Source organism: Methylotetracoccus oryzae (assembly GCF_006175985.1).
Taxonomy (GTDB): Bacteria; Pseudomonadota; Gammaproteobacteria; order Methylococcales; family Methylococcaceae; genus Methylotetracoccus; species Methylotetracoccus oryzae.
Genome location: NZ_SRSH01000001.1, coordinates 442,783 through 468,917 on the forward strand (window position 1 = coordinate 442,783; position 26,135 = coordinate 468,917).

The 26,135-nt window shown below is 64.3% G+C and carries 26 protein-coding genes; 17 read left to right on the forward strand and 9 right to left on the reverse strand.

Annotated features, from left to right (window positions below; all coding sequences use genetic code 11):
- Positions 1 to 115: 115 nt before the first annotated feature.
- Positions 116 to 2,830, forward strand: a complete 2,715-nt coding sequence (gene polA / locus BWR02_RS01975) for a DNA polymerase I (RefSeq protein WP_139556072.1) — start codon at positions 116 to 118, stop codon at positions 2,828 to 2,830.
- Positions 2,831 to 2,852: 22 nt separating this feature from the next.
- Here the strand turns inward: polA and BWR02_RS01980 are convergent, their stop codons facing one another.
- Both BWR02_RS01980 and BWR02_RS01985 read right to left on the reverse strand, forming a co-directional pair.
- A complete protein-coding gene (locus BWR02_RS01980; protein WP_139556073.1) occupies positions 2,853 to 3,425 on the reverse strand; it encodes a thermonuclease family protein in 573 nt (190 codons plus the stop codon).
- Positions 3,422 to 3,607 carry a hypothetical protein gene (locus BWR02_RS01985; RefSeq protein ID WP_139556074.1) on the reverse strand — a complete coding sequence of 62 codons (186 nt, stop codon included), beginning with the start codon at positions 3,605 to 3,607 and terminating at the stop codon, positions 3,422 to 3,424. Before BWR02_RS01985 ends, BWR02_RS01980 begins: the two co-directional genes overlap by 4 nt.
- Before the next feature lie 124 nt (positions 3,608 to 3,731).
- Here BWR02_RS01985 and BWR02_RS01990 point away from each other — a divergent pair, with 124 nt between their 5' ends.
- The 13 genes from BWR02_RS01990 to BWR02_RS02050 all read left to right on the forward strand — a co-directional run bounded on the left by BWR02_RS01990 (position 3,732) and on the right by BWR02_RS02050 (position 16,424).
- Positions 3,732 to 4,208, forward strand: coding sequence for a putative molybdenum carrier protein (locus tag BWR02_RS01990; RefSeq protein WP_139556075.1), 477 nt, complete (start codon positions 3,732 to 3,734; stop codon positions 4,206 to 4,208).
- On the forward strand, positions 4,205 to 4,762 hold the full coding sequence (locus BWR02_RS01995) for a 2'-5' RNA ligase family protein (RefSeq protein WP_139556076.1): 558 nt from the start codon (positions 4,205 to 4,207) through the stop codon (positions 4,760 to 4,762). Before BWR02_RS01990 ends, BWR02_RS01995 begins: the two co-directional genes overlap by 4 nt.
- 12 nt (positions 4,763 to 4,774) lie before the next feature.
- Positions 4,775 to 5,266: a WbuC family cupin fold metalloprotein gene (locus tag BWR02_RS02000; protein WP_201276095.1), complete on the forward strand. Its 492-nt coding sequence runs from the start codon at positions 4,775 to 4,777 to the stop codon at positions 5,264 to 5,266.
- Between the two features lie 137 nt (positions 5,267 to 5,403).
- Positions 5,404 to 7,134, forward strand: a complete 1,731-nt coding sequence (locus tag BWR02_RS02005; protein ID WP_139556077.1) for an acetolactate synthase 3 large subunit — start codon at positions 5,404 to 5,406, stop codon at positions 7,132 to 7,134.
- Between the two features lie 2 nt (positions 7,135 to 7,136).
- Positions 7,137 to 7,628, forward strand: a complete 492-nt coding sequence (ilvN, locus tag BWR02_RS02010) for an acetolactate synthase small subunit (protein ID WP_129884275.1) — start codon at positions 7,137 to 7,139, stop codon at positions 7,626 to 7,628.
- 65 nt (positions 7,629 to 7,693) lie between these two features.
- The gene (gene ilvC, locus BWR02_RS02015) at positions 7,694 to 8,710 is read left to right on the forward strand and encodes a ketol-acid reductoisomerase (protein WP_139556078.1); all 1,017 of its coding nucleotides are present in this window, start codon (positions 7,694 to 7,696) and stop codon (positions 8,708 to 8,710) included.
- A 55-nt stretch (positions 8,711 to 8,765) separates the two neighbouring features.
- Complete coding sequence (gene pssA, locus BWR02_RS02020; protein WP_139556079.1) at positions 8,766 to 9,506, forward strand: CDP-diacylglycerol--serine O-phosphatidyltransferase; 741 nt, start codon at positions 8,766 to 8,768, stop codon at positions 9,504 to 9,506.
- Between the two features lie 281 nt (positions 9,507 to 9,787).
- Entirely contained in the window at positions 9,788 to 11,332 is a 1,545-nt protein-coding gene (locus BWR02_RS02025) for a 2-isopropylmalate synthase (RefSeq protein ID WP_139556080.1), read from the forward strand.
- Positions 11,333 to 11,342: 10 nt separating this feature from the next.
- Positions 11,343 to 12,191 (forward strand): uracil-DNA glycosylase, encoded by an 849-nt coding sequence (locus BWR02_RS02030; RefSeq protein WP_236101829.1) that lies wholly within the window; start codon positions 11,343 to 11,345, stop codon positions 12,189 to 12,191.
- Positions 12,167 to 12,709, forward strand: coding sequence for a ribosomal protein S18-alanine N-acetyltransferase (gene rimI / locus BWR02_RS02035; RefSeq protein WP_165370223.1), 543 nt, complete (start codon positions 12,167 to 12,169; stop codon positions 12,707 to 12,709). The genes BWR02_RS02030 and rimI overlap by 25 nt, the downstream gene beginning before the upstream one ends.
- A gap of 51 nt (positions 12,710 to 12,760) precedes the next feature.
- A complete protein-coding gene (locus tag BWR02_RS02040) occupies positions 12,761 to 13,522 on the forward strand; it encodes a substrate-binding periplasmic protein (RefSeq protein WP_139556081.1) in 762 nt (253 codons plus the stop codon).
- 339 nt (positions 13,523 to 13,861) lie between these two features.
- Positions 13,862 to 14,914: a hypothetical protein gene (locus tag BWR02_RS02045; protein ID WP_139556082.1), complete on the forward strand. Its 1,053-nt coding sequence runs from the start codon at positions 13,862 to 13,864 to the stop codon at positions 14,912 to 14,914.
- Positions 14,915 to 15,101: 187 nt separating this feature from the next.
- Entirely contained in the window at positions 15,102 to 16,424 is a 1,323-nt protein-coding gene (locus tag BWR02_RS02050; protein ID WP_139556083.1) for a beta strand repeat-containing protein, read from the forward strand.
- Between the two features lie 171 nt (positions 16,425 to 16,595).
- Here the strand turns inward: BWR02_RS02050 and BWR02_RS02055 are convergent, their stop codons facing one another.
- From BWR02_RS02055 to BWR02_RS02070, 4 genes are all read right to left on the reverse strand, one after another.
- Positions 16,596 to 17,543: a CsgG/HfaB family protein gene (locus BWR02_RS02055; protein ID WP_139556084.1), complete on the reverse strand. Its 948-nt coding sequence runs from the start codon at positions 17,541 to 17,543 to the stop codon at positions 16,596 to 16,598.
- A 57-nt stretch (positions 17,544 to 17,600) separates the two neighbouring features.
- Positions 17,601 to 18,053 (reverse strand): curli assembly protein CsgF, encoded by a 453-nt coding sequence (locus tag BWR02_RS02060; protein ID WP_162559975.1) that lies wholly within the window; start codon positions 18,051 to 18,053, stop codon positions 17,601 to 17,603.
- Between the two features lie 56 nt (positions 18,054 to 18,109).
- Positions 18,110 to 18,601, reverse strand: a complete 492-nt coding sequence (locus tag BWR02_RS02065; protein ID WP_139556086.1) for a CsgE family curli-type amyloid fiber assembly protein — start codon at positions 18,599 to 18,601, stop codon at positions 18,110 to 18,112.
- Positions 18,602 to 18,745: 144 nt separating this feature from the next.
- A complete protein-coding gene (locus BWR02_RS02070; protein WP_201276096.1) occupies positions 18,746 to 19,285 on the reverse strand; it encodes a thermonuclease family protein in 540 nt (179 codons plus the stop codon).
- A 159-nt stretch (positions 19,286 to 19,444) separates the two neighbouring features.
- On the opposite strand from BWR02_RS02070, the gene BWR02_RS02075 reads away from it, so the two are divergent.
- On the forward strand, positions 19,445 to 21,049 hold the full coding sequence (locus BWR02_RS02075; protein ID WP_139556087.1) for a reprolysin-like metallopeptidase: 1,605 nt from the start codon (positions 19,445 to 19,447) through the stop codon (positions 21,047 to 21,049).
- Between the two features lie 13 nt (positions 21,050 to 21,062).
- Here BWR02_RS02075 and BWR02_RS02080 read toward each other — a convergent pair whose 3' ends face one another.
- The 3 genes from BWR02_RS02080 to BWR02_RS02090 form a co-directional block, all read right to left on the reverse strand.
- Positions 21,063 to 21,680 (reverse strand): DUF3159 domain-containing protein, encoded by a 618-nt coding sequence (locus tag BWR02_RS02080; protein WP_139556088.1) that lies wholly within the window; start codon positions 21,678 to 21,680, stop codon positions 21,063 to 21,065.
- Positions 21,677 to 22,426 (reverse strand): class I SAM-dependent methyltransferase, encoded by a 750-nt coding sequence (locus BWR02_RS02085; protein ID WP_139556089.1) that lies wholly within the window; start codon positions 22,424 to 22,426, stop codon positions 21,677 to 21,679. The genes BWR02_RS02080 and BWR02_RS02085 overlap by 4 nt, the downstream gene beginning before the upstream one ends.
- Positions 22,427 to 22,630: 204 nt before the next feature.
- Positions 22,631 to 23,206, reverse strand: coding sequence for a hypothetical protein (locus BWR02_RS02090; RefSeq protein WP_139556090.1), 576 nt, complete (start codon positions 23,204 to 23,206; stop codon positions 22,631 to 22,633).
- A gap of 434 nt (positions 23,207 to 23,640) precedes the next feature.
- On the opposite strand from BWR02_RS02090, the gene BWR02_RS02095 reads away from it, so the two are divergent.
- Positions 23,641 to 24,999, forward strand: a complete 1,359-nt coding sequence (locus BWR02_RS02095) for a macro domain-containing protein (RefSeq protein WP_139556091.1) — start codon at positions 23,641 to 23,643, stop codon at positions 24,997 to 24,999.
- A gap of 103 nt (positions 25,000 to 25,102) precedes the next feature.
- Complete coding sequence (locus BWR02_RS02100; protein WP_139556092.1) at positions 25,103 to 26,128, forward strand: aldo/keto reductase; 1,026 nt, start codon at positions 25,103 to 25,105, stop codon at positions 26,126 to 26,128.
- Positions 26,129 to 26,135 lie beyond the last annotated feature (7 nt).

Sequence of the window (26,135 nt, forward strand, 5' to 3'; positions counted from 1 at the left end):
TTCGCGCATCGGAGATGGCTCCCGCACCGCATGCCCTTCCGGACTCGGGAACGACGCCGCCCCGACTCCGCCCCACCGACCGCGCCCCCCCGCAAACGGACGAGATGCCCGACTGATGACTAATCCCATGGAATCGCTGCTGGTGCTGGTGGACGGCTCCTCGTTCCTGTACCGCGCCTACCACGCCCTGCCGCCGCTGACCAATTCCAAGAACATGCCGACTGGCGCGGTCTACGGGGTCGCGAACATGCTGCGCAAGCTGATGGCCGAGTATCCCGACGCCGACGTCGTCGTCGTGTTCGACGCGCCGGGCAAAACGTTCCGGGACGACCTGTTTGCCGAGTACAAGGCACAGCGCCCGCCCATGCCGGACGACTTGCGCTGCCAGTTGGAACCTTTGCAGCGCTTGATTCGCGCCATGGGCCTGCCGCTGCTGATCGAAGCAGGCGTCGAAGCCGACGATGTCATCGGAACCCTGGCCACACGGGCCGCGGCGGAAGGCAGCCCGGTCGTCATCTCGACCGGGGACAAGGACATGGCGCAACTCGTCGGCGAGCGGGTCACGCTGGAGAACACGATGTTCGACAGTCGCCTCGACCGCGAAGGAGTCATCGCCAAGTTCGGCGTGCCCCCCGAGCGTATCGTCGACTTTCTCGCGCTGACCGGAGACACGGCCGACAACATCCCCGGCGTGCCCAAGGTCGGCCCCAAGACCGCGGCCAAGTGGCTCAACGAATTCGGTGACCTGGATCAGTTGATCGCGCGCGCCGACGAGATCGGCGGAAAGATCGGCGAGAATCTCCGCGGCTGTCTCGACCAGATCCCACTGTCGAGGCAGTTGGCCACGATCGCTTGCGATCTGCCTCTGCACCTGTCCTCGGACAGTCTGCGGCGCCAAGCGGTGCACACAGACGTCTTGCGAGAAATCGCGGCCGAGCTCGAGTTCTCGTCCTGGCTCAAACAACTGAACGGCGCGGGCAGCCCAGCGGCGCCGACCGCCTCGACGGCGCCCGAAGAACCCGGCCGCGAGTACGAGATGGTCGTCACCGAAAGCGCGCTCGACGCGTGGCTGGCCGAGCTCGAACGGGCCGAACTGTTCGCGTTCGACACGGAAACCAGCAGCCTTAACTACATGGACGCCGAGATCATCGGCGTGTCGTTCGCAGCCGAACCGGGACGGGCCGCCTATGTGCCGCTGCGGCACGACTACCCGGGTGCGCCGCCGCAGTTGTCGCGCGAGGCCGTGCTGGAGCGCCTGCGGCCGCTGCTGGAAGACCCCGGCCGTGCCAAGCTGGGCCAGCATCTGAAATACGACGCCAACGTGCTGGCCAATCATGGCATCGCGCTGCGCGGCATCGCCCATGACACGATGCTCGAGTCCTACGTGCTGAACAGCACGGCGACCCGGCACGACATGGACTCGCTGGCCTCACGCTACCTCCAGCGCCAGACCATCCACTACGAAGACGTGGCGGGGAAGGGTGCCAAGCAGATCCCTTTCTCGGAGGTCTCGGTCGAGCGCGCCACGGAATACGCGGCCGAGGACGCTGAGATCACGCTAGCCCTGCACCGCGCACTATGGCCGCAGCTCACGGCCGCCCCGCGGCTGGAAGCGCTGTACCGGGATGTCGAGATACCGCTGGTGCCCGTGCTGTCGCGCATCGAGCGGACCGGCGTGCTGGTCGACGTGGAACTGCTCGCGGTGCAGGGCGGCGAACTGGCCGCGCGGATGTTCGAAATCGAGCAGGCAGCCTGCGCCGTTGCCGGGCACCGTTTCAACCTCGGCTCCCCGAAACAGATCCAGAGCATCCTGTACGACGAGTTGAATCTACCTGTCCTGAAAAAGACGCCCACGGGCCAGCCCTCGACCGATGAATCGGTGCTGCAGGATCTGGCCGAGCACTACGAACTGCCGCAGCTGATTCTCGACTTTCGATCGATGAGCAAGCTGAAGTCGACGTACACGGATCGTCTGGTCGAACAGGTGAATGCCCGCACCGGCCGGGTCCATACCTCTTATCATCAGGCTGTCGCGGCCACCGGCCGACTGTCCTCGTCCGACCCCAATCTCCAGAACATTCCGGTCCGGACGCAGGAGGGGCGGCGCATCCGCCAGGCCTTCATCGCACCGCCGGGGCATCGCATCATCGCCGCCGACTACTCTCAGATCGAACTCCGCATCATGGCCCACCTTTCGGGCGACGCCAGTCTCACGGCCGCCTTCGCCGCGGAAGCCGACGTCCATCGCGCCACCGCTGCCGAAGTCTTCGGTCTAGCCCCCGACGCGGTGACAGCCGACCAGCGACGCTCGGCCAAGGCCATCAATTTCGGGCTGATCTACGGCATGTCGGCCTTCGGCCTCGCCAAACAGCTGAAGATCCCGCAGAAGGAAGCCCAACTCTACATCGACCTCTATTTCGCCCGCTATCCGGGGGTCAAGGCGTACATGGAGCAGACCCGCGAAGCGGCGCGGGCGCAAGGCTACGTCGAAACCCTGTTCGGCCGGCGACTGCATGTCGAGGACATTCAGTCGCGCAACGGCCAGCGGCGGCAATATGCCGAACGCACGGCGATCAACGCACCGATGCAGGGCACGGCCGCCGACATCATCAAACGGGCCATGATCGCGGTCGATGCCTGGATCGAAACCAGGCGCCTCCCGGTCCGGATGATCATGCAAGTCCATGACGAACTGGTGTTCGAGGTCGCGGAAGCTTACGTCGACACGGCGTGCGCGGCGATCCGCGACCACATGGTCGGGGTTGCAGAACTCGCAGTGCCCCTGGTCGTCGACATCGGTGTGGGCCGGAACTGGGACGAAGCGCATTGAGGCGCCCTCTCCGGCAACAGCGCTACGGCGGGAAACGATACAGATCCTGGCCCGGCACGGCCCACACGCCGACACCACGGCTGCGGGCGATGCGCTCGATCAAGATGTACTCCAGCGGCGCATCGGGCAACACGACGCCAAAGCCCTGTTCGATCAGATAGGTTCCGAGATCATAACCCTCGACGTCGCAGTAGGCCGGATACGTACCGTCCCCGTATTGACCATCAGCCAGGCAATGCACGAACTTCGAGCCGATCTTGAACTCCAGCGCGAGGCGCGTCTGCGAGGCGCAGTTGTTCGGCAGCGTGAACCGCTGGCAGGTATAGGCCGTACGCGGGATATAGAGGCCGAACAAGCGGAACGTGCGATTCTTGATGCGGATGGTGCCGTCGTCGTTGACGAACGCGTAGCTGCTGACCTCGAAGGCCGACACCGCCGACGGCAGGAGGCCCCACAGGGTTGCCGCCAGCAGGACCAGGAGCCAACCTACGCCGGTGCGCGACGAATCGATGCCGAGGCCTCTTCGCCAACCGCCCTCTTGATCGGGAGCAGCGACTGCCAGATCAGGGCTCTTAGTGCCGTCCGGCGCCGTCATCGGCCGCGCTCGGGCGAGGGCGAGTCGTCCGCCTCCGCATACAAATCGGCAATCAGGTCCCGAAACCACCGAGGCCGACGCAGGACCACATAGAATCCGAGCAACGTCGTCGTCGGTATCGGACCGATGCCCAGCAGAGCCAGCACCGTCAGGGCGGCAAGGCATTTTGCGCGTGCGCTCATAGCAAGGTCCTGGAGCAGGCGTAAAATGAAACGATCATCACTAGACGCCCCGGGCCTGCGCTTGTCAAGCGAGACGCGGAGGCCGGCACCTCGATCGTCAGCAGGGGTACGGCAGCTGAACACCATGCTACGCAAGATTATCTCCGGGGGGCAGACCGGCGTGGACCGCGCCGCCCTCGACGCGGCAATGGCTTCCTTTTTTCCGTGCGGCGGCTGGTGTCCCGCAGGTCGGCAGGCGGAGGATGGCAAGCTGCCGGAGCGCTACCCGCTGACCCCTCTGGACGAGGGCGGTTACGCCGAACGCACCCTCAAGAACCTGCTCGAAGCCGACGGCACAGCCGTGATCTACTTCGGCCAACTGGCGGGCGGAACCGAACTGACGGTTCATCAGTGTATTCAGCACGGTCGTCCCTATCAGTTGATCGATGGCGACGAAGTTGCCGTCGAGCGTGCGATCCACCTGCTCCGCCGGTTCGTCCGAGAGCAACACATCGGCGTTCTGAATGTCGCAGGCCCTCGCGCCAGCGCCCGCCCCCAGGGCTATGTGTACGCGCGCGCCGTCATCGCGAGCCTGATCGGCCATTACGCCGACGCGCCATGATCGTTCGGCAAACGACTCAGTTCCTATGGCTGCTGCCCGACGCGGCCAGCAGCGCGCGATTTGGACACCTCATCGGCGACTTGTCGGCCCGCGTCGGCGCAGCACCCTTCGAGCCTCATGTCACACTGCTGGGCAGTCTCTGCGCGGAGGCTGCCGACCTGATCGAACACACGCGTGCACTGGCCAGGCTCATCGCTCCTTTTCGCATCGCCGTCGAACGCCCGGACCACAGCGACGCCTATTTCCAGTGCGTTTTTTTAGTAACGGCGCTGGATGGGGAACTGATCGCGGCTCGCGCCGAGGCGGAGCGGACCTTCGGCTGTGCGCCGAACTCGACGCCGTTCTTTCCGCACCTGTCGCTGGTCTATGGCACCTTCGACCCAGTCATCCGACAGCAGCTGGTTGAATCGGCAGCCTGCGAGCTGCCGACGCATTGCGCCGTCGATCGCCTGCAGCTCGTCGAGGGCGCACCCGATTATCGCGACTGGCGAACGATCGAAACCTTTGCCCTGAGCGGCACCCGGAACCCATGCTCGCAGTCAGGGCGGGCCTGAAGGGAGGACTTCATGACCAATCGATTGACCGTGATCAGCGCGCAACGGATCGGACAGTTGAGCGACACCGCCGCCGCATCGCCCCGGCGACGCCAGAATCTGAATCTGCATCCCGTGCTCGAAGACCCGATCCAGCGGCTGTTCAACGCCATGGAACCCGGCACCTACGTGCGGCCGCATCGGCATGCGCGGGAACTCGGCTGGGAGTTGATGATGGCCGCGCGGGGCGCGTTCTCCATTCTGACCTTCGATGACGAGGGCACGGTACTCGAACGTGTCGATCTCGGAGCGGGGCAGGCGGCCGCGGCCGAAATCCCTGCGAATACCTGGCATGCGGTCGTCGTGATGGCACCCGGAACGGTCATGTTCGAGGTCAAGCCAGGCCCATACTGCGCCGTCAGCGACAAGGACTTTGCGGCCTGGGCGCCCGCGGAAGGTGCGCCCGACGCCGCCCGCTACGTTGCGTGGTACGAGCACGCCCGGCCCGGCGACCGGATCGCCTGATGAGAGAGCCCCGAAGCGGGCTGTCCGCCTTGACGGATCAGGCTTTACCGAGTATTTTGGCCGACCATTTGCCTTTTGCTTACCATACTTCGCCGGGCGCCCTCAAGCGCCCCGTGTCTTTTTGAGGGTTGTCGATCGTGGAGCTGAGCGGCGCGGAAATCGTTATCCAGTGTCTGAAGGACGAGGGTGTCGAGTACATCTTCGGTTACCCGGGCGGCGCGGTCCTGCATATCTACGACGCGCTGTTCAGGCAGGAGGACGTCAAGCACATCCTGGTTCGCCACGAGCAAGGCGCGACGCATGCCGCTGACGGCTACGCCCGGTCAACCGGCAAACCCGGCGTCGTGCTGGTGACCTCGGGTCCCGGCGCGACGAACGCCGTCACCGGCATCGCGACGGCCTACATGGACTCGATCCCGATGGTCGTGCTGAGCGGCCAGGTCCCGCTGCCGGTCATTGGCAGCGATGCATTCCAGGAATGCGACACCGTCGGCATCACGCGTCCCTGCGTCAAACACAACTTCCTGGTCAAGGACGTCCACAAGATCGCCGAAACGATCAAGAAGGCGTTCTATATCGCCACGACCGGTCGGCCGGGCCCCGTCGTCGTCGACATCCCGAAGGACATCACCGACCCGCGCGTCAAGATTCCTTACGAGTACCCGCGCAGCGTGAGCCTGCGTTCGTACCATCCGTCGACGAAGGGCCACCGCTGGCAGATCAAGAAGGCGGTCGAACTGCTGTTGTCCGCCAAGCGGCCGATGGTCTACAGCGGCGGCGGCGTCGTACTCGGCAATGCCTCGGACGAACTGACCCGGCTGGTCGACCTGCTTGGCTTTCCGATCACCAACACGCTGATGGGCCTCGGGGCCTACCCGGCCACGGGGCAGCACTTCGTCGGCATGCTCGGGATGCACGGCACTTACGAGGCCAACATGGCGATGCACGACTGCGACATGCTGCTCGCGATCGGCGCGCGGTTCGACGATCGCGTGACCGGCAAGATCGCCGAGTTCTGCCCCTACGCCAAGATCGTCCATATCGATGTCGACCCGGCTTCGATTTCGAAGACGGTGCGTGTGGATGTGCCCATCGTCGGCGAGGTGGCATCGGTGCTGACCGACCTCTGCGACATGATCCAGTCAGGCGAACGCCGCCCCGACCGCGAAGCCCTGGCCACCTGGTGGGACCGCATCTCCCACTGGCAGAAAGTCGACTGTCTGCGGTTCGACCGCAGCGGCACGGTCATCAAGCCGCAGTTCGTGGTCGAACAGTTGTACGAAGCCACCCATGGCGACGCCTTCATCACCTCGGACGTGGGCCAGCACCAGATGTGGGCAGCCCAGTTCTACAAGTTCGACAAACCCCGGCGCTGGATCAACTCCGGCGGCCTGGGCACGATGGGCTTCGGCTTGCCCGCGGCCATCGGCGTCAAGCTCGCGCATCCGGACTCCGAGGTCTGCTGCATCACCGGCGAGGCGAGCATCCAGATGTGCATCCAGGAGTTGGCGACGGCCCTGCAGTACCGGACACCGATCAAGATCGTCAATCTGAACAACGGCTACATGGGCATGGTGCGCCAGTGGCAGGAATTCAGCTACGAAAGCCGTTATTCGCATTCGTACCTGGAAACCATACCGGACTTCGTCAAGCTGGCTGAAGCCTATGGCCATGTGGGCATGCGTATCGAGAAGGCCGCCGACGTGCGGCCGGCACTCGAGGAAGCCCTTAAGCTCAAGGATCGCACGGTGTTCATGGACTTCCTGACGGACCCGACCGAGAACGTCTACCCGATGATCGAAGCCGGTAAGGCCCACAACGACATGCGTTTGTCCCCGGGGATGATCGACGCGAGGGAGTTGGCCTGACCATGCGCCACATCATTTCGATACTGATCGAGAACGAAGCCGGCGCGCTGTCGCGTGTCTCCGGTTTGTTCTCCGCCCGCGGCTACAACATCGAATCCCTGACGGTCGCACCGACTCAGGATCCGAGCCTGTCGCGCATGACACTGGTGACCTCGGGCAGCGACGAGATCATCGAGCAGATCACCAAGCAGCTCAACAAACTGATCGACGTCGTGAAGCTGATCGACCTGTCGGAGTCGTCCCACATCGAGCGCGAGCTGATGATGGTCAAGGTGCGCGCGGTGAACGGTGCGCGCGAGGAAATCAAGCGCCTGGCCGACATCTTCCGCGGCAAGATCATCGACGTGACCCCCGGCACCTTCGTAATCGAGATCACCGGCGAAAAATCAAAGGTGGATGCGTTCCTGAGCGCGCTCGCCGAGGACTCGATCATCGAAGTTGTGCGCACCGGCGCGTCCGGCATATCCCGCGGCGATCGGGGCCTGACGCTGTAGGCCCGCGCCCGACCATCCCTTTTCATGCATTCGGCCAGAAACCAATAGAAAACAGAGGAATCCCCATGCACGTCTACTACGACAAAGACGCCGACCTGTCGATCATCCGCGGCAAAAAGGTCGCCATCATCGGTTACGGCTCACAGGGCCATGCCCATGCCAACAACCTTAAGGAATCGGGCGTGCATGTCATGGTGGCACTGCGCCCCGGCTCGGCATCGGCCGCGAAAGCCGAGGCCGCCGGCCTGACCGTGCTGCCCTTGACCGATGCCGTCAAGGAAGCCGATGTCGTCATGGTGCTGGCGCCGGACGAACATCAGGCCAAGCTCTATGCCGAGCAGATCGAGCCGAACATCAAGCAGGGCGCCGCACTCGCGTTCGCACATGGCTTCAACATCCATTTCGAACAGATCCAGCCGCGCGCCGATCTGGACGTCATCATGGTGGCGCCCAAGGGTCCCGGCCACCTGGTGCGCTCGACCTACACCCAGGGCGGCGGCGTGCCGAGCCTGATCGCGGTGTTCCAGAACGCCAGCGGGCGTGCGAAGGAGCTGGCGCTGTCGTATGCTTCGGCGAACGGTGGTGGCCGCGCCGGCATCATCGAGACGTCCTTCCAGGAAGAAACCGAAACCGATCTGTTCGGCGAACAGGCCGTGCTGTGCGGCGGCGCGACGGCGCTGGTGCAGGCCGGTTTCGAGACGCTGGTCGAAGCGGGCTATGCGCCGGAGATGGCGTACTTCGAATGCCTCCACGAACTGAAGCTGATCGTCGACCTGATGTACGAGGGTGGCATCGCCAACATGCGTTACTCGATCTCGAACACGGCCGAGTACGGTGATCTGACCCGCGGCCCGCGCGTGATCACCGAACAGACCAAGGCCGAGATGAAGAAGATCCTCGGCGAGATCCAGCGCGGTGAGTTCGCGCGCGAGTTCATCCTCGAGAATCAGGCCGGCTGCGCAACGCTCAAGGCTAAGCGCCGACTGGGCCGCGAACATCCGATCGAGGAAGTCGGCGCACGCCTCCGTGACATGATGCCGTGGATCAAGGCGAACAAAATCGTCGACAAGTCCAAGAACTAACCGGTCGCGCCCACAGCACCCACCCGCCACTCCGCCCGCATCGGGAGCCTCATCGATGGACGAACCCGTCGTTCCGCGCAAGCGCGGCCGCGGCATTTATTTGCTGCCGAATCTGTTCACGACGGCAGCGTTGTTCGCGGGCTTCTACGCGATCACGGCGGCCCTGGGCCAGAACTTCGAGCACGCTGCCGTCGCGATCTTCATCGCGATGGTGCTCGACGGTCTGGACGGGCGGGTGGCGCGGCTGACGAACACGCAGAGCGCCTTCGGCGCCGAGTACGACAGCATGGCCGACCTGACCTCGTTCGGGATCGCGCCGGCGGTGGTGCTGTATATCTGGTCGCTGCACTACCTCGGCAAGCTCGGCTGGGTCGCGGCCTTCGTGCATGCGGCGGGGGCAGCGCTGCGGCTGGCGCGCTTCAACACCCAGATTGCCACCGCCGACAAGCGCTACTTTCAGGGTCTGCCCAGCCCGTCGGCGGCGGCCATCCTGGCGGGTTTCATCTGGTTCGGCATCGAGCACGGCTTCGAGGGGGAAACCCTGCGCCACATCGCGCTGGCGCTGGCGATGATGACCGGCTTGCTGATGGTCAGCAATTTCCGCTACTACAGCTTCAAGGACGTGGATCTGCGCGGGCGCATTCCCTTCGTGCGGGTGATCGTCATGATGCTGGCCTTCGGCGTGATCTTCACCAATCCGCCGCTGATGCTGTTCGCCTTGTTCACGGCCTATGCGATATCGGGGCCGGTGCTGACGGTGCTGCTGCGCAAACGCCGGCGCGAGCGACGGAGCTGATCGATCCTGACCACGGTTCTTGGCAGAACGAGACGCGGGCGGTATAGTCTTGTTGTCCCTGAAAAAATACCTGCAATGAACTGCCTTTCCTCCAATCGAATGCTGAATCGCCTTTCCGTGACGATGCCGACAGCGGCAGCGCGCGGCAGCTTGCGTTCGATCCGCCTGCCGGCGCTGCTGCTGCCCTGAGGGGCAGACACACCAAACTCCCATACCCCCTGCATTTCGTCTGCCGCCGTTGAACCGGCGCCACTGCAATCGATGGATTTTGGAGCATCGCCATGAGCGACAAACTGATCATTTTCGACACCACGCTGCGCGACGGCGAACAAAGCCCCGGCGCCTCGATGACCCGGGACGAGAAGGTCCGGATCGCCCGGGCGCTGGAGAGGCTGCGCGTCGACGTCATCGAAGCCGGCTTTCCGGCCGCGAGCCCCGGTGACTTCGAATCGGTGCAGGCGGTTGCCCGCGCCGTCCGCGACAGTTCAGTCTGCGGCCTGGCCCGCGCGCTGGACCGCGACATCGACCGGGCGGGCGAAGCCCTTAAAGACGCGCAGCGGCCGCGTATCCACACGTTCATCGCCACCTCGCCGATCCATATGCAGCGCAAGCTGAACATGACGCCGGATCAGGTCGTCGAGCACGCGGTCAAGGCCGTGCGGCGCGCACGGCAGTACGCGGATGACGTCGAGTTTTCGCCCGAGGACGCGGGCCGCTCCGAAGAGGATTTCCTGTGCCGCATACTCGAAGCCGTGATCGATGCCGGCGCACGGACATTGAACATTCCGGATACGGTAGGCTACGCCATGCCCGATCAGTTCGGAGGGATGATCGGCCGCCTGATCGAACGGATCCCGAATTCGGACAAGGCGATCTTTTCGGTCCATTGCCACAATGATCTGGGCCTGGCCGTCGCGAATTCGCTGTCCGCTGTGATGCACGGCGCCCGTCAGGTCGAATGCACGATTAACGGCCTCGGCGAACGGGCCGGCAATGCTGCGTTGGAGGAGATCGTCATGGCCGTCAGGACGCGCCGCGATTTCTTCCCGTGCCACACCGACATCGACACACGGGAGATCGTCGCGTGCTCGAAGCTGGTATCGAACATCACCGGCTTTCCGGTGCAGCCGAACAAGGCCATCGTGGGCGCCAATGCCTTCGCCCATGAATCGGGCATCCACCAGGACGGCGTGCTGAAGAGCCGCGAAACCTACGAGATCATGTCGGCCGAGGAAGTGGGCTGGACCGCTAACCGGATGGTGCTGGGCAAGCACTCCGGACGCAATGCGTTCCGCACGCGGATGCAGGAACTCGGCATCGATTTCGCTTCCGAACAGGATCTGAACGCCGCTTTCCAGCGTTTCAAGGAACTCGCCGACAAGAAGCACGACATCTTCGATGAAGATCTTCAGGCCCTGATCACCGAGGCCGGAGTCGAGGCCGAGGACGAGTGCGTGCGCCTGGTCTACCTGCACGTCTGCTCCGAGACCGGTGAGGTACCCAACGCCCGCGTGACCGTGAAGGTCGACAACGAGGAACTGACCGGGACGGCCGTGGGCGGCGGCGCGGTCGATGCCAGCCTCAAGGCGATCGAGTCGCTGGTGCATGCCGAAGCCAATCTGCAGCTCTATTCGGTCAACGCGATCACCAGCGGCACCGATTCGCAAGGCGAGGTCACCGTGCGCCTCGAGAAGGGCGGGCGCATCGTGAACGGACAGGGTGCCGATACCGACATCGTGATCGCCTCGGCGAAAGCCTACGTCAACGCGGTCAACAAGCTGCGGACGAGCAAACAGCGCATGCACCCGCAGGTCGGCGACGTCTAGGATCGCCGCAGTGGAACGTGAGGCCCTGCGCCTGGAGTATCTCGCGGCGATGGGAATCGAGGCCTGGGTGCCGCGCCATGCCGCCGGTGCGGGCGCCATCGAAACCGCATCGGCGGTTCCGGACAACGCAGCCAGCGAGGACTTCCAAGCACCGCTGACCACGCCGCCGAGCCCTCCCGCTGCACTGGAGATCCCGTTCGCCGCCCCCGCCCAGCCCAGCGAACCCGTCCAGACCGCCGCGACGGATGCCATCGATCACCTCGGCTGGGACGAACTCGAGTTCCGTGTGGCCAAATGCAAGGCTTGTGAACTGCATGCAACCCGGACGCAGACGGTCTTCGGTGTCGGTGATCGCACCGCGAGCTGGCTGATCATCGGAGAGGCGCCGGGCGAACAGGAGGATCTGAAGGGCGAGCCCTTCGTGGGCCGGGCCGGACAACTGCTGAATGAAATGCTGCGCGCGATCGGGCTGTCGCGCGACACCGTCTACATTGCCAATGTGCTCAAATGCCGCCCACCGCGGAACCGGGATCCGTCACCGGCCGAGGCCGGCTCCTGCGAGCCGTTCCTCCACCGCCAGGTGGCGCTGATTGCGCCCGACATTATCGTTGCGGTCGGCCGCATCGCCGCGCAGAACCTGTTAAAAACCGCGACGCCGATCGGTAAACTACGCGGCACCGTGCACCGTTATCAGGGCATCCCGCTGGTGGTCACCTACCATCCGGCCTACCTGCTGCGCAGCCCTGGGGAAAAGCGGCGCGCCTGGGACGACCTGCAGCTGGCCGTCAACACGTTCCGCGAACAACAACAGCAAAAAGGAAACGTCGTTTCGTCATGTTCGAATGGCTCGATCGGGTAAGACGCTGGATGTCCTACGACGCCGAGATCGACTTTTACTACAAGCACTTCCCCAGCCTGATCGAACAGGCGGAACTGCGGTTCCGGCCGATGCGCCGAGCGGACGTGTCGGTGGTTTCGGCGATCGAGGAAGCCGCTTATGAGTTTCCCTGGGAACCGCTCGCGTTCCGCGACTGCCTGACCGTCGGCTACAACTGCTGGATCGCCGAGAAAGCCGGCGAGATCATGGGCTACGGGATCGTCTCGGTGGGAGCGGGAGAATCGCACGTCCTGAATGTGTGCGTCGCGCCGCATGCGCAGGGCCAGGGCGTTGGCCGCCGGATACTCGAAAAGCTGATGGAGGTCGCGCGCGGCTACCGCGCTGAAACGATCATGCTCGAGGTGCGCCCGACCAACCGGGTTGCGCTGCGGCTGTACCGAAACATGGGCTTCAACGAGATCGGCACCCGCCGCGACTATTATCCGGCTCGGGACGGGCGCGAGGATGCGCTGGTGCTGTCCCGTCCGCTGTCAGACTAGGCCGCGGCCATCCGGCCCAGGTCGCCACCCGATTGACGAGGAGCCCCCCCGATGCATTTCCACTGCAGATTTCCCATCCTCCTCGCCCTAATGGCGGTGCTCGCGGTGGCACTGGTAACCCCCCGCCAGGCACATGCCGACGAAACCCTGCGGATGGCGATCAGCGACTGGCCGCCCTATGTCGAGACCACCGCCCCGAGCCAGGGCCTCGCCATCGAGATCGTCCGGACTGCACTGGACCGTATCGGTTACGACATGGCGCTGGCCGACGAACCCTGGTCGCGCACGCTCGAGGGTGCCTCGATCGGCGTCTATGATGCCTTGGCCGCCGCCTGGTATAACGCCCAGCGGGCCGGCAACTTCCTCTTCAGTCAGCCGTACCTGATCAACGAAATCAAGTTCATCAAGCGCCGCGGCGACCCGTTCCAGTTCCGCAGCATCGACGATTTGCGGGGACGGGTCGTCGGCATCGTCAAGGACTACGCCTACGACGACCGCTTCGATCAGGCGCGCGGCCTGACCCGCTTCGTGAACAACCATGTGCTGGAGAACCTGTTGCTGATGCTGCAGGGTCAGGTGGATGTGACGCTGGACGATGAGCGCGTGCTGCGTTACGAGATCGACCAGTACATGTCGAACAGCCGCGATGCGTTCGAGATCCTGCCCGAACCCTTCTCCCGCCGTGGACTGTGCTTCGCGATGAACCGCCAGCACCCGAAGGCACGCGAAATCATCAAGGCCTTCGACGCCGAAATCCGCGAGATGCAAGCGGACGGGACGTTCCGTCAGATCCTGGGCAAGTACGGGAACTGACACCCCGCTCGATGCCCTGCCCTCCGAGCCAGCGCACCAAACCGGACTAACGGCTCCGGCTGACGACCACCGGCGCCAGCCCTGTCCCCGCCTGATTCGCCTGAAACATCGGATGAATACCGCGACAGTGCCCAGCCCAGGGTCACTGGCGGTGCCGCCGCGCCCAGCCTTTACCGCAACTGTCTATTTTTAGAAGGCGTTTAGGCCGTCGGAGCGAGCATTGGGTCATTGTGTGATGCAGTTCACACTTCTTGCCCTGGTGGTCTCCTAAGCTCTGCTCACCGAAGCTGTGAAATTCTTCACAGTTTTTTGGTCCTTGATTCCCCCTGGAGAGCAGTCATGAACACTTCAAGAACATTACTCGCCACCGCGATTGCGTTCGCACTCGGCAGTGGCTCAGCGATTGGCGGACCCAACACGTCATCCGTACAAGGTTCGGGCGGAGGCAACTACTCCACGACCACGACCACCGGTAGTACGGGTGACAGCGCCATCGACATCTATCAGGTCGGCGAAGGCACCGGTGCCAGCGATGCGGAACGAAACCGGGCCATTGTTACACAAGGTGCGGCTAGCCAGACCGCGCGGATCGGCCAGGGCGCGACCTACGATGCCCCGGACTGGACCGCGGGTACTGCCACTAAAGGCAACGTGGCGACCATCACTCAGTCGGGCGGCGCCGGCAGCACCGCTTCGGTGTTCCAGAATGGCGGAACCAACACGGCCAGCGTCACGCAGAGTGGAACTGGTATCAAGACCGTTACGATGACTCAGGGCGCAGGGACGAACGTCGCGACGTTGACCCAATCCGGTGACGGTGCTCATGGAGCCACAATCACGCAGAGTGGTAGCAGCACATTAAACGCCTTATCAACCCAGAGCGGCGCCAATGCGAACACCCTGACGCTTACTCAGACTGGCGGCACGGCACGCGTCAATCAGGACGGTTCGGGTGGCCACACGGCAACGTTGACGCAAAGCAATGGCTCGCTCACCGTGAATCAAACCGGTGGCGGGGCCGGCGTGTTGGGCAACCAGGCGACCGTGACTGCTCTAAGCGGAGCAGGCAGCAGCCTGACCATCAACCAGTCCGGTATCAAGGGACAGGTAACGGTTGACTCGATGAGTGGTGGCACCGCCGCATTCAGTCAAAGCGGCGAGTCCAATACCTTGACTGCGACGAACGTCAGCCAGGGCTCAGTCATAGTACTTCAGAGTGGTGACAACACGGTTGCAACGCTGGCCCATACCGGGACTGGAACGGGCAATCTGACGCAGTCGGGCGACTACCAGTCGGCACAGTTCAGTGGAACGTCGGCGAATAGCTTCACCGGCACCTACTCCATCAATGGAACCGCTGCAGCCCCCGCCAACATCGTAGCGAACTACTGAAGTCGGCTAACAGGGCGGGCTTCTTCAAACACCCCCTGCCCGCCCTTAACTCCGAAAATCGAATCGGGCCAACGGAAGGCCCCCACCGACGCCGGCTGACGGCGTTCCACCCGCCGGGGCTGCATGGCGCAAGGCCGCAGACCCGGCGGGGAAAAAAGACCGCAATCCTCCCTTTGGGGATGCCAGCATGAACGGATCACGCACGCTGCTCGCCGCGGCGATTTCTATCGGCCTGACCGGCGGCCCCGCCTCAGCGGCGCCGAACCAGTCCACGGTCGGCGGCTCGGGCGGCGGCAACTACTCGGCGACCGACCAGAGCGGAAGCAGCCAGGACAGCGCGATAGAGCTCTACCAGGTCGGCAACGGCGACGGTAGCAGCCCCTTGCAGCAGAACCGCGCCCTCGTGACGCAGCGCGCCCAAGGCCAGCAGGCGTTTGTCGGCCAGGGCTACACCCACCCCAGCGGCTGGGTGCCAGGCGACGCGACGACCCACAACCTCGCAACAATCGAACAGGTCGCGGCCATCGGCAGCCGCGTCGACGTGTTCCAGACCGCGAGCGGCAACACCGCCACGCTCAATCAGTCCGGCGCCGGCCAGCACCGCGTGACGCTGACCCAGGGCGCCGGCGGCAACACCGCCACACTGACGCAGTCCGGCGCCGGCAGCCATACCGCGACGATCGCTCAGAGCGGCGGCAGCACGCTGCACGCGCTGTCGACGCAGAGCGGCCCGAATGCCAACACCCTTGCGCTGAGCCAGACCGGCGGCAGCGCTCGGGTCAACCAGGACGGCCTGGGCGGCCACACCGCCAACCTGACGCAGAGCGCCGGGGCCTTGACGCTGAACCAGACCGGCGGCGGCGCCGGCGTGCTGGGCAACAACGCCACGGTCGCGAGCCTGAGCGGCGGTACCCTGGGGATCAACCAGTCGGGCACCTCCGGGCAGGCGACCGTCTACGCGATGAGTGGGGGCACCGCCTCGCTGAACCAGTCCGGAGCGGGCGACCGGATCACGGTCGGCACCGCGCTCGGCGGCGGCGTGTCCGACACCGCCTCGCTGACGACCTACCAGCAGGCCCTGGGCAGCAACAAGCAGATCGCCGTGGACAGCCTGAGCAATGGCGCGATCCTGACGATCACCCAGGCGGCCGACTCGGCCTACGCGCACGTCGTCAGCATGAGCGGCGGCACGGCCGACGTCAGCCAGACGGGTTCCAACGCCAGCGTGACGATCAACTCGATGAGCGGCGGCGCGCTGAACACCGTGCAGAGCGGGGCCAACAACAGCATCGTCGTCGAGGCGATGGTGGCCGGGAATGTGACGCTGTCGCAGACCGGCAACAACAACCAGGCCACGCTGACGCAGACCGGCAGCGCGGTCGCCGACCTGACCCAGTCCGGCGACTACCAGAGCGCGACGTTCAACGGGACGTCGACGAACAATTTCACGGGTACTTACACGATCTCCGGTACGGCCGGCGCACCGGCAGTGATCGTCGCCGATTACTGACCCGGACCGGGGCAGCGTTCACGCCTCAGGCCCGCGCGCCGGCCCACTTCGCTGTCGCGGGAGGGCCTCGCAAAGATCCTCCCGCGCGCGCTTTCCGATGCGCCCTGCCGCCGCAAGCCCAAGCCCGATCGTACCCGTCGACGCGGTCAGGGTGGCTCCCAGCCAGCCGGCTCATCGCGCGGCGGCCGGTTGTGCTGCCTCGGTGCGGGTCGTGAAGCCGCTCAGTTCCCCGTCCTCGTCGTAGACCGGGACCGGCTTGACCTGCTTTTGCTCTTCGTATTTGGCGATTAGTTGCTTGCCGCGCTCGGGGTCGGCGAAATTCCAGACGCCGTCGAGCGCGCCTTCCATGACCAGCGCGTACACCCCCTGCTCGATGGCCTCCTGCACCGACATCTGGGGCGGTTCGTTGCTGCTGTAGCCGGCCTCGACCTCGAGCAGATTCTGGTAGCTGACGAACTTGAACACGTTCGCATCCAGCCGGATAGAGAAAATGGTCTTGCGGGTCTCGACCGACTTCAGGATACGCCCGTCCTTGACCGATACCAGGCGCAGATAGATCGTGACCGCATCCCGGGAAAACTCGGTGTTGCCGCCAATTCCGAGATAACGCGCCCCAAGCCCGCCTGTCAGTAGATTCGTCTCATAGCTGATGACGCCCCCGTCGAGCAGCAGGGGCGAGTACAGTAACGGCGGCAGCGGGGGAACGCGTTCGAGTTCCTCCTGGCTCATGTACTGCAGCCGGGTCTGCCGAATGATCTTGCGTTCGTTCAGGATGTTGGGCAGCGATTCCCGTTCCAGCACCGTGAACCAGCTACCGTTGCCGGCATCCTCGAGCGCCTTGATCAGCATCGAAGTCGCGCCCTGGGTGATCGCGGTGGAATAGTTGACCGCACCGGCCTGGAACCGGTATTGACCGGTCTGGTCGCGAAATTTGTAGACGGTGACGACGATCTTCTGGGCCGGCGGCGGCAGCGAGATCAGGTCGTCGATGACCTGCGTGTGCCAACCGGTTTCGGGCTTGGATGAGCGGAAGGGCTTGATTTTGGAAGTGCAGCCGGCCACGGTGACGACAGCGGCCAACAGAACGGCGCAGCAGCGGGCTGCCGATATGGGCAACATGGTAGTCTGAGACAATCGGCCGCCGCCGCCCTCCGGCCGCGGCGGCGCATGATCGAGCTATAGGTTGGGAACATCGAGGACCGTCCTGTTCCCCGTCGCATTGTCGATGATCGTGACGCGGGTCGCGGTGGACCCTACGCCGCCTTCCAGCATGATTGTGTTGACGCCGGTATTGAACACGGAGTTCGTTCCCTCCGTCGTCGTGCCGGTGCCGGTCCCGACGGCCTGGTCGACCAACCGGTTGGCGAGCCGATTCAACAGCAAGGCATTGAACTGCTCGGCGAACAGGTCGGCGCTGGTCTTGGCTGCAGTCGTCGTGTTCGAAGTCGTTGTCTTGGTCGTCGGCGCCTTGAACTTGTTGATCGCATTCGCGCCCGACATCAGGTTCGAATAGTTGAAGGGATTGCCACCGAAATCCGGGTTGACGAAGCTGTGCACCAGTTCGGAACCGTGGGCGACGGGCAGCGCCAGCAGTGCGACCGCGAGTGCCCTAAGCATTTGCGTAAACATGGCCATTCTCCTGTCGATGAATCGACGCCAAGCGAACCGCAGTACGGCTCGTCGGCTCAGTAAAGCCCGCCTTCGTCACTCTGCAGGTACGTGTTCTTCAGTAGCTGACGGATATCCTTGGCAACGGCTGCCGCGGCGGTCCGGATGTCCTCGAAGCGCGGCGTAACGTAACTTTCCCACATTGGCGAATCATTCAGCGTCACCCGGATCAGGCTGCCGCGAATGGGATCGAATAACTCGCTAACCTTGATGTCGTAGCTGACACCCTCGATCGGCCGCCAGGCATGGGTAAACGCGTCGAAGAATTCGTGGCCGAACTTCGTGACCGTCTGATCGGTCATTAGCCCCTGGATCTCCAAGCCGCCTTCCAGCCCTGAATCGGACTCGAGGACACCCTCGTCGATGAAGTCTTCGTGTGGCGCGGGCCGCGCGGGAACTTGCGGCTTGGCCGACGGGGCATTCTCCGTGTTGCCGGCTGCGGTCGCGAGGTTCGCGGTGAGAAAAAGCAAAGACAGCCAAATCAGCTGCTTCCCGACTTTCCTGCTCATCGTCAACCCCTACTACCGACCGCTAAACTATAGCGCATATTGCGTATTCCCGGGGCAGGTTTTGGCAGCGGCTACAACCACGCGGCCGCCGTTCCGGACGAGTGCGAATGGTGCTGCGCGGAAAGCCCGCAAGCGCTGCAACCGTCAGCGCCGGAACCACTGTCGTGGATCGTACCAAGGGCCATCGTCGCGCTCGTCCTTGCGAAACTCCCACGGCGGCACCGGACGGGCTTTTGCCCACAGGCCGAGCCGGGCCCGTCGGGCCGCGGCCTCGGCGGCCAAATAGCGCTCATCCTTGCCGTATCTGCGGTAGACCCACGCCATACCGCGAGCCACCTGCTCCAGATTGATGTCGTAACCGCCCCACAAGACCTTGCCGACCAGGCGGTGATAGCGATCGACCGTGGTGACCTCGATGGAAACGTCGCGCTTGTAGACCAGTTGGGACAGCGACTGCTTTGAACGCGAGCCGTAGTCCTGGTTCTTCTCCGGTGCATCGATCAGGTGCAACCGGATGCGGTACTCGCGGCGATACCGGTCGAGCACCGTCAGCGTATCGCCGTCATGCACCGCAACGACCCGCCCCTGAAGCACGGTACTGGCAACCGCCGCCAAGGGCGTCAGCGGCAGCAGGCATGACAGCATCACCCGCGCTGCGAATCGGCGCAATCGTCTGAAATTCATTTCGCTGTGCCAGGGACCCGTTGGAACGAAGCGGAAGTATAGGCGTACGGCCACAACCTCGCAGCGAACGCTCACCCGTTGATGGCGAATGGGTGCCAGGGATGTCACTCCGGGGGAATGGCGCTATGATCAAGGACAATCCGCACAACCGTGATCGCCATGAACGACAGCTGTTGCCGACGCTTTGTTCGACCCGGCCACCGAAGGACAGGCGCGGAACGCAGCCTGCTGCTGACCGGCGTGCTGGTCGCGATGACTCCGTTAGCCCACGCACAACGCCCGGCGCCACTGCCCAAGTCCGAAACCGGCAGCGCGCTGGACCTTCGTTACCATGACGCAACGCTCGCGGATCTCGCTCGGGATGCACAGCAACTGGGGGGCATCGCCATCACTGTCCCGGCGGAGTTGAAGAGCGATGTCCTCAAACGCGATGCCCGAGCCTCCAGCTGGGCGGACGGTCTCGCGGACCTGCTCGGCGATTACAACTACATCGCCGTGCGTTCGCCCGCTGGCAGGCTCGAGCGCATCGTGATCCAGGCGCGGCAGAAACCCAACAAGCGGCCACAGGCCGCGGCGAAGCAGCCTCCGGGAACCGGCGCGGCCCTGTTCGAAGTCGATGCGAGCGCATTGAACAAGCCGGTACCCAAGGCGCTGGCCAGTCTGAACCCGCATGCCATCACGCCGATCAAGCTGTCGGTCGAGCGCCTCGCAAGCATGAAGCCGGGCGACACCCTGTCGGTTCGGCTCGGCGATCGCGCCTATAAGCTCGTGCATGACCACGCCCAGCGTCACGACACCGGCGACACGAGCTGGATCGCCTACGTCGAGCAGGACGGGTCAGCATTCCGAGCGGTTCTGACCTACCGCGCCGACGGCGCGTTGACCGGGCAGATCAACACCGCCCGAGGCCTGTTCCAGATCATCCAGTTCGACGAGAAAACCTGGGTCGTCGATATCAAGGCCTCGGGTCTCGGGGCCGGCAGCCTCGATGAGGATCAGCGTAGCTTCCCCACTGGCGGGGGAAAAGCCACCGCGGCCGTCGCCGACGGCCAGCCGGCAACCGCGCAGTCGCACGCGACCGTCGACCTGATGGTGCTGTACACGCACGAAGCCGGACCGCAGCCCGTGATGCGGGCCAGTCACCTAACCGCGGTCACGCAGCAAGCGTTCACGGACAGCGGTGCGTTCGTGGAACTCAGACTGGTGCGAACGGAGCGGGTCGACTACACCGACAACAATCCCAACTTTACCGCCCTGCAGGATCTGACCCGCAACCGCATCGGCGCGGACGTCAACGCCCTGCGATCACGTTACGGCGCCGACATGGTGGTTTTGCTCCGCCCTTTCCACTCGTCGGCACAGGGCAGCTGTGGCGTAAGCTGGATCGGCGGCGCCAATGGCCTACCGCTGACGCCGGCCGCAGGGTTCGCGGTCGTCTCGGACGGCTTCGACGACCGCTACTTCTGTCATGAGTACACCTTCGCGCACGAACTCGGACATGCGTTCGGCAACGTCCACGATGCCGATCTGTCGCCGCCGGGCATCTTTCCGTTTTCCTACGCCTGGGCCGTGCCGGGTAAGTTCGCGACGATCATGAGCTATCTGTTCGATGTCGCGCCGCTGGTCGGCAAGTTCGCGAACCCGGCCGTCGCGTGCACCGACAAGGGTCTGCCCTGCGGCCGCAAGGATATCGCCGACAATGCCCGGACGATCAACCTGACCGCGCCTATCGTGGCCGGGTTCATGCCAACCGCGGCCGACTGAGCGACGAAATCCGTCAGAACCGCCGCGGCGCGCGCCGGTACCGTTCGATCCCGGCCCGGACGCGGGGCAGATAGCGATGCAACCGATACCAGCGCGGGTACGCGCGGGTGAAGCACAGCGCCGTTACGAGTAGCGCCACACCCGCCGCACTGGCAGCCATCCGCTGACTCAAGGAGCCGGCAGCGGTCAGGACGTGCAGTCCGGCGGTCGCGGCGAAGCTGGCTCCCCACACCGCGGTGATGATCTGGTTCACCCGCAGGAAATGGCGGTCGTCCCACCACTCCGGACCAACGGCCTGCCGGGCATACTGCAAGGTGAAGGGTTGGCCGACCAGGCTGGAACCCAGCGCGAGGACTGCCAGCAGCGACGGCAACCAGGCAGAGCGCAACGCGCTCCAGTCGGCCAGAGCGTGGCAGCACTCATCGACCGCGACGGCGACGAAAAACGCCAGAATCGCCAGATCGGGAAGCTTGACCTCGCGCCACCGTCGCAGCCGCAGGATGACGAGCGCAACGGCCGCCGCCATGGCCCCGGCCAGGGGCTGCTCCAGGACGGCCGCGATCCCGTAAAGAGTCCACGGCAGCACCGCGGCCCGCAGGTCACGGATGAATTCGGCCGGGGGGGCCGTCACGGCCGGCGCGCGGTGTACTCGCTGAAGATACCGGCCTCGACGTGCCGCCGCGGCTCGTCCAGACCCGCCGCCGCCAGGGCTTCGAGCACCCGCGTCGGATCGACCATGTGGTCCAGCGTCTCCCAGTAGTATTCCATCAGATAGGTAGCTTCGCGGCTGCCGGTGATCAGGCGCGTGAAGCGCGGCATGAAATCGCGAAAGTAGAACTTGACCACCGCGTTCGCGACGCGCCCGTCGGGTTTGGTGATATCCATGATCAGCAGCCGTCCGCCGGGCTTCAACACGCGCCGAAACTCGCGGAACGCAGTTTCGAGGTTCTCGACATGGCGCAACGCGAAGCCCATGCTCAGGAAATCACATCCGGCATCGGGCAAGGGCAGCGCATCCGCTCCCGCCTGGAGGTGTTGCGCCTCGGGCAGCTGTCGCTCCGACTCGCGCAGCATCCCGAGGCTCGGCTCGATACAGGTGATCAGTCCCGGCGCCCCGACGATCGCGGCTGCCGCTCGAGCGGTAATGCCGGTCCCGGCCGCAACATCGACCACCGCCATGCCGGGCTTCAATCCAGCGCGCTGCAGCGCCCAGCGGCGGTACCAGTTCCCGGTGCCGAAGAAACCCCAACTCGCGATCCGCTCGTAATGGGGCGCCGACTCATCGAATACGCGCCGCAGGAAGGGCTGCTTGTCTTCGGGCGCCGAATAATGCGGGGCAAGAACCTCGTGGGGCTTGAAACGGGGATCGCTGTCCATGGTTCCTGAGGGTGACTTTGGCAGACCGCCAATACTACCATCGAGTAATCAGCGGCAGAGGAAACCCATCCCTCGGCATGTTCAATCGCCCACCGCGACGACACGCATCGACAGCCCGCGGTGAAAATGAAGGCGTGGACGGACACCCGATCAACGAAACAGGGCTCGCAGGCAGGTAGCGATTGAGTGAGCCGCGCCGCGGGCTCAGTAACGGGCGACGATCACGGCCGGCGCAGTTGCCGTCCCGGAGATTTCATAATTTCCCGTGAAATCGGCTCCGGACACACCATGGAACGTCGCTGCCTGATAGCTGCCGGCTTGGCTCAGCCTGGCCGTCGCAGTGCCGTTGTGGATCAGTGTCGCGCTGTTTTCATGGCCGGTCTGGGTCAGGATGACCGTTCCGGCAACCATCGCCTTAACGGCAATCGTATCGTGTTCGCCGCTCTGGACGGTGCTCAATACCCCCCCTCTCATCGACTCGATGGTCACGCTGGAGTAGGCCCCCGTTTGATTCAGGTCTGCCGCGCCACCGCTCATGCTGACGACATGGACGGAGGCGACGTCGGCGACCTGGGTAATGGCGACCGTGGCTGTGCCGCTCAACTCACCCACGTCGACCTGTTGGAGTTTGACCGCGCCGGTGCCGTCACTCGCAGGCGGCGCCGCGGCGAAGACACCGCCGGGGTCGGCGTTCCCATTCTGACGGGCGCCAGCGGCAATGGACGGCATCGCAAAACTCAGGGCAATCAGGCACAAAACCAGCGATGCTGTTCGATTCAAGAAGGGCTCCACGAGAATTCACGACAACGAACCTTGCTATGCCAGTTGGAAGATCGGCATGGGTGGCGCTTAAGCTCACTTCGTGCCAGGAATGAAGTTTCTTATGCTGTACAAAGACTTCTGGGTACGGCCCCAGCCTTCGTGGCATGACTAAAGGTCAAAGACTGTAAAAAGCCTGCAACAGGCGTGACAGTCCTTAATGGGATCGCCGAAAGCTGATACTCCAGCCAAGCCCTCGCCATGTCTGGCCCAGCTCGGCACCGTGTGCAAAACCGACCCGAGACAAGAGCAGAGAACACCTGTTCATGCTCAACCGCGAGCCGTACGATGAGAGCATTGCGTGCCGTTGGCGGGAAACCCGGATGGAACTGCGGGGCTCGGCGGTCCCGGCTACATCCGCGCGCGACAGCCGACCAGTTTCAGGGGGAACCGACATGAACGACGACGATCTGGCCCGCGAATGTTTCGTGATCATGCCCTTCGGCGAGAAACCGTTCGATGACGGCAGCGGCAACAGTGAACTCGTCGATTTCGACCGGATCTACGAGGACATCATCAAGAAGGCGGTAGAAGAGGATCTCCAGGAGGGCGGCGAGAAACTGATCGTCCGCTGTCTGCGCTGCGACGAGATCGAATCGGCAGGGCTGATTCACGAGCGGATGTTGCAGCACATCCTCAAGGCCGACGTCGCAGTCGTGGACATCACGACGCAGAACCCGAACGTCTTCTACGAGCTCGGCGTGCGCCACACGCTGCGCGACCGCGTCACCGTACTGATCCGCCGCGCGGGCACGAAAATCCCGTTCAACATCGGCGGCATGAACGTCATCGAATACGACGTATCCGACGAGGCGCACAAGCAGCGTTCGCGCCAGGGTATCGCCAGCTTCATCCGCAACGGCCTTTTGTCCAGCAACCGGGACAGTCTGGTCTACGCCAATATCCCGGGACTGGAGGTGACGGCGGGGTTAGGGTCGCTGAGCGACTGCGACGTCTACCGTTACCGCCTGCAGACACAGCCTGCCGGTAAGGTGAAGGAGTTGTGGCTGGTAACGGGCGACCTGCGCCATGTGAACGTGAACCCGTATCTCGAAGAAAGGCCCATCGACATCTGGGTCAGCTCCGAGAACATCAACATGCAGATGGCGCGGGTCTTCGAAAAATCGGTGTCCGGTCTGGTGCGGTATCTCGGATCGCGCAAGGACGAAACCGGCGACATCGTCGAGGATGCCATCGCGGACGAGCTGCGCGACCTGATGCGCGGGCGGCAGCAGGTCAACCCCGGCACCGTCGTCGCCACCGGCAGCGGCGCACTGCTGGAGTCGCACAAGGTCCGGCGCATCTATCATGCCGCCTCGGTCTACGGCACGATCGGCGGCGGCTACTTCCCCATCGCAAACGTGGAGCACTGCATCACGGCCGCGCTGGCGCTGGCCGACCGCGAATCCGAACGGGACAGGCAACGGAAGGGCGATGCCGTGCCCTACACCTCGATCCTGTTCCCGCTGCTGACCACGGGGACCGGGTCTTCGAACCTGATGGACCCGGCCCGGAAACAGTTGCGCGCGGCGATCCGCTATCTTCAGGCCCGCGCCAAGGTGACCGCACTCGATCGGGTCTGCTTTCTCGCGCCGACCAAAGCCTACCTCGACGCCTACCGGCTGGTGCTGGCCGAACTGGATATCGAGCAGGCCGAGGAAAGCGCCGCCGCGGCCACGCAGACACCGTCCAGCGCAACGAAGGGCTCGGCGCGCGCGGCGACGAGGCAGGACTCAGCCAAGAGCAAGACCTAGAACGACGCGATGCCGGAAACGCCAGCGTCGACCGGCCCATGGCATGACGCCAGGCCGGCCGGGCAGCACGCCTCCGACACGACTCCCACTTCGAGAGGAATTCATGGAACATCGACTTCTCGGCCGCTCCGGCCTGAACGTACCGATCCTGAGCTTCGGCGCCGCAACCTTTGGCGGCGGCAACGCCTTTTTCGAGGCCTTCGGCACCAGCGGCGTCACCGAAGCGACCCGACTGGTCGACCTCTGCCTCGATGCGGGCGTGAACCTGTTCGACACCGCCGATTTCTACTCCCAGGGGCTGTCGGAGGAGATCCTCGGCCAAGCCATCGCCGGGCGGCGCGACCAGGTATTGATCTCGACGAAGGCGGTCTTTCCGATGGGGCCCGGCCCCAACGACTACGGTTCATCCCGCCATCACCTCACCCGTGCCTGCGACGCCAGCCTCCGGAGGCTCGGAACGGACACCATCGACATCTACACGCTGCACGGCTTCGACGCCCGCACGCCCATCGAGGAAACCCTGCGCACGCTGGACGACCTGATTCAAGCCGGCAAGGTGCGCTATCTGGCTTGCTCCAACTTTTCCGGCTGGCATCTGATGAAGTCCCAGGCGATCGCCGAAAAGTATGGCTGGACGCGCTACGTGGCCCATCAGGCCTACTACTCGCTGGTGGGGCGCGACTACGAGTGGGAACTGATGCCGCTCGCCATCGACCAGGGGGTCGGGACGGTGGTGTGGAGCCCGCTGGGCTGGGGCCGGCTGACGGGAAAGCTACGGCGCGGACAGGCGCTGCATGCCCGGAGTCGCCTGCACGTCACGGCCGAAGCCGGGCCGCCGATAGCCGACGACCATCTGTTCAAGGTCGTGGATGCGCTCGACGAGGTGGCGGCGGAAACCGGCAAGACGCTGCCCCAGATCGCGATCAACTGGCTGCTGCAGCGCCCGACCGTGAGCACCGTGATCATCGGCGCCCGCGACGAGGCACAGCTCAAGGACAATCTCGGCGCGGTAGGCTGGCAGTTGACTGCGGAACAGATGGCGAAGCTGGATGCTGCCAGCCATGTCACACCGCCTTACCCCTATTGGCACCAGCGGCAGTTCCCACAGCTGATTTCGTGGCCGGTCTGACCCGAGC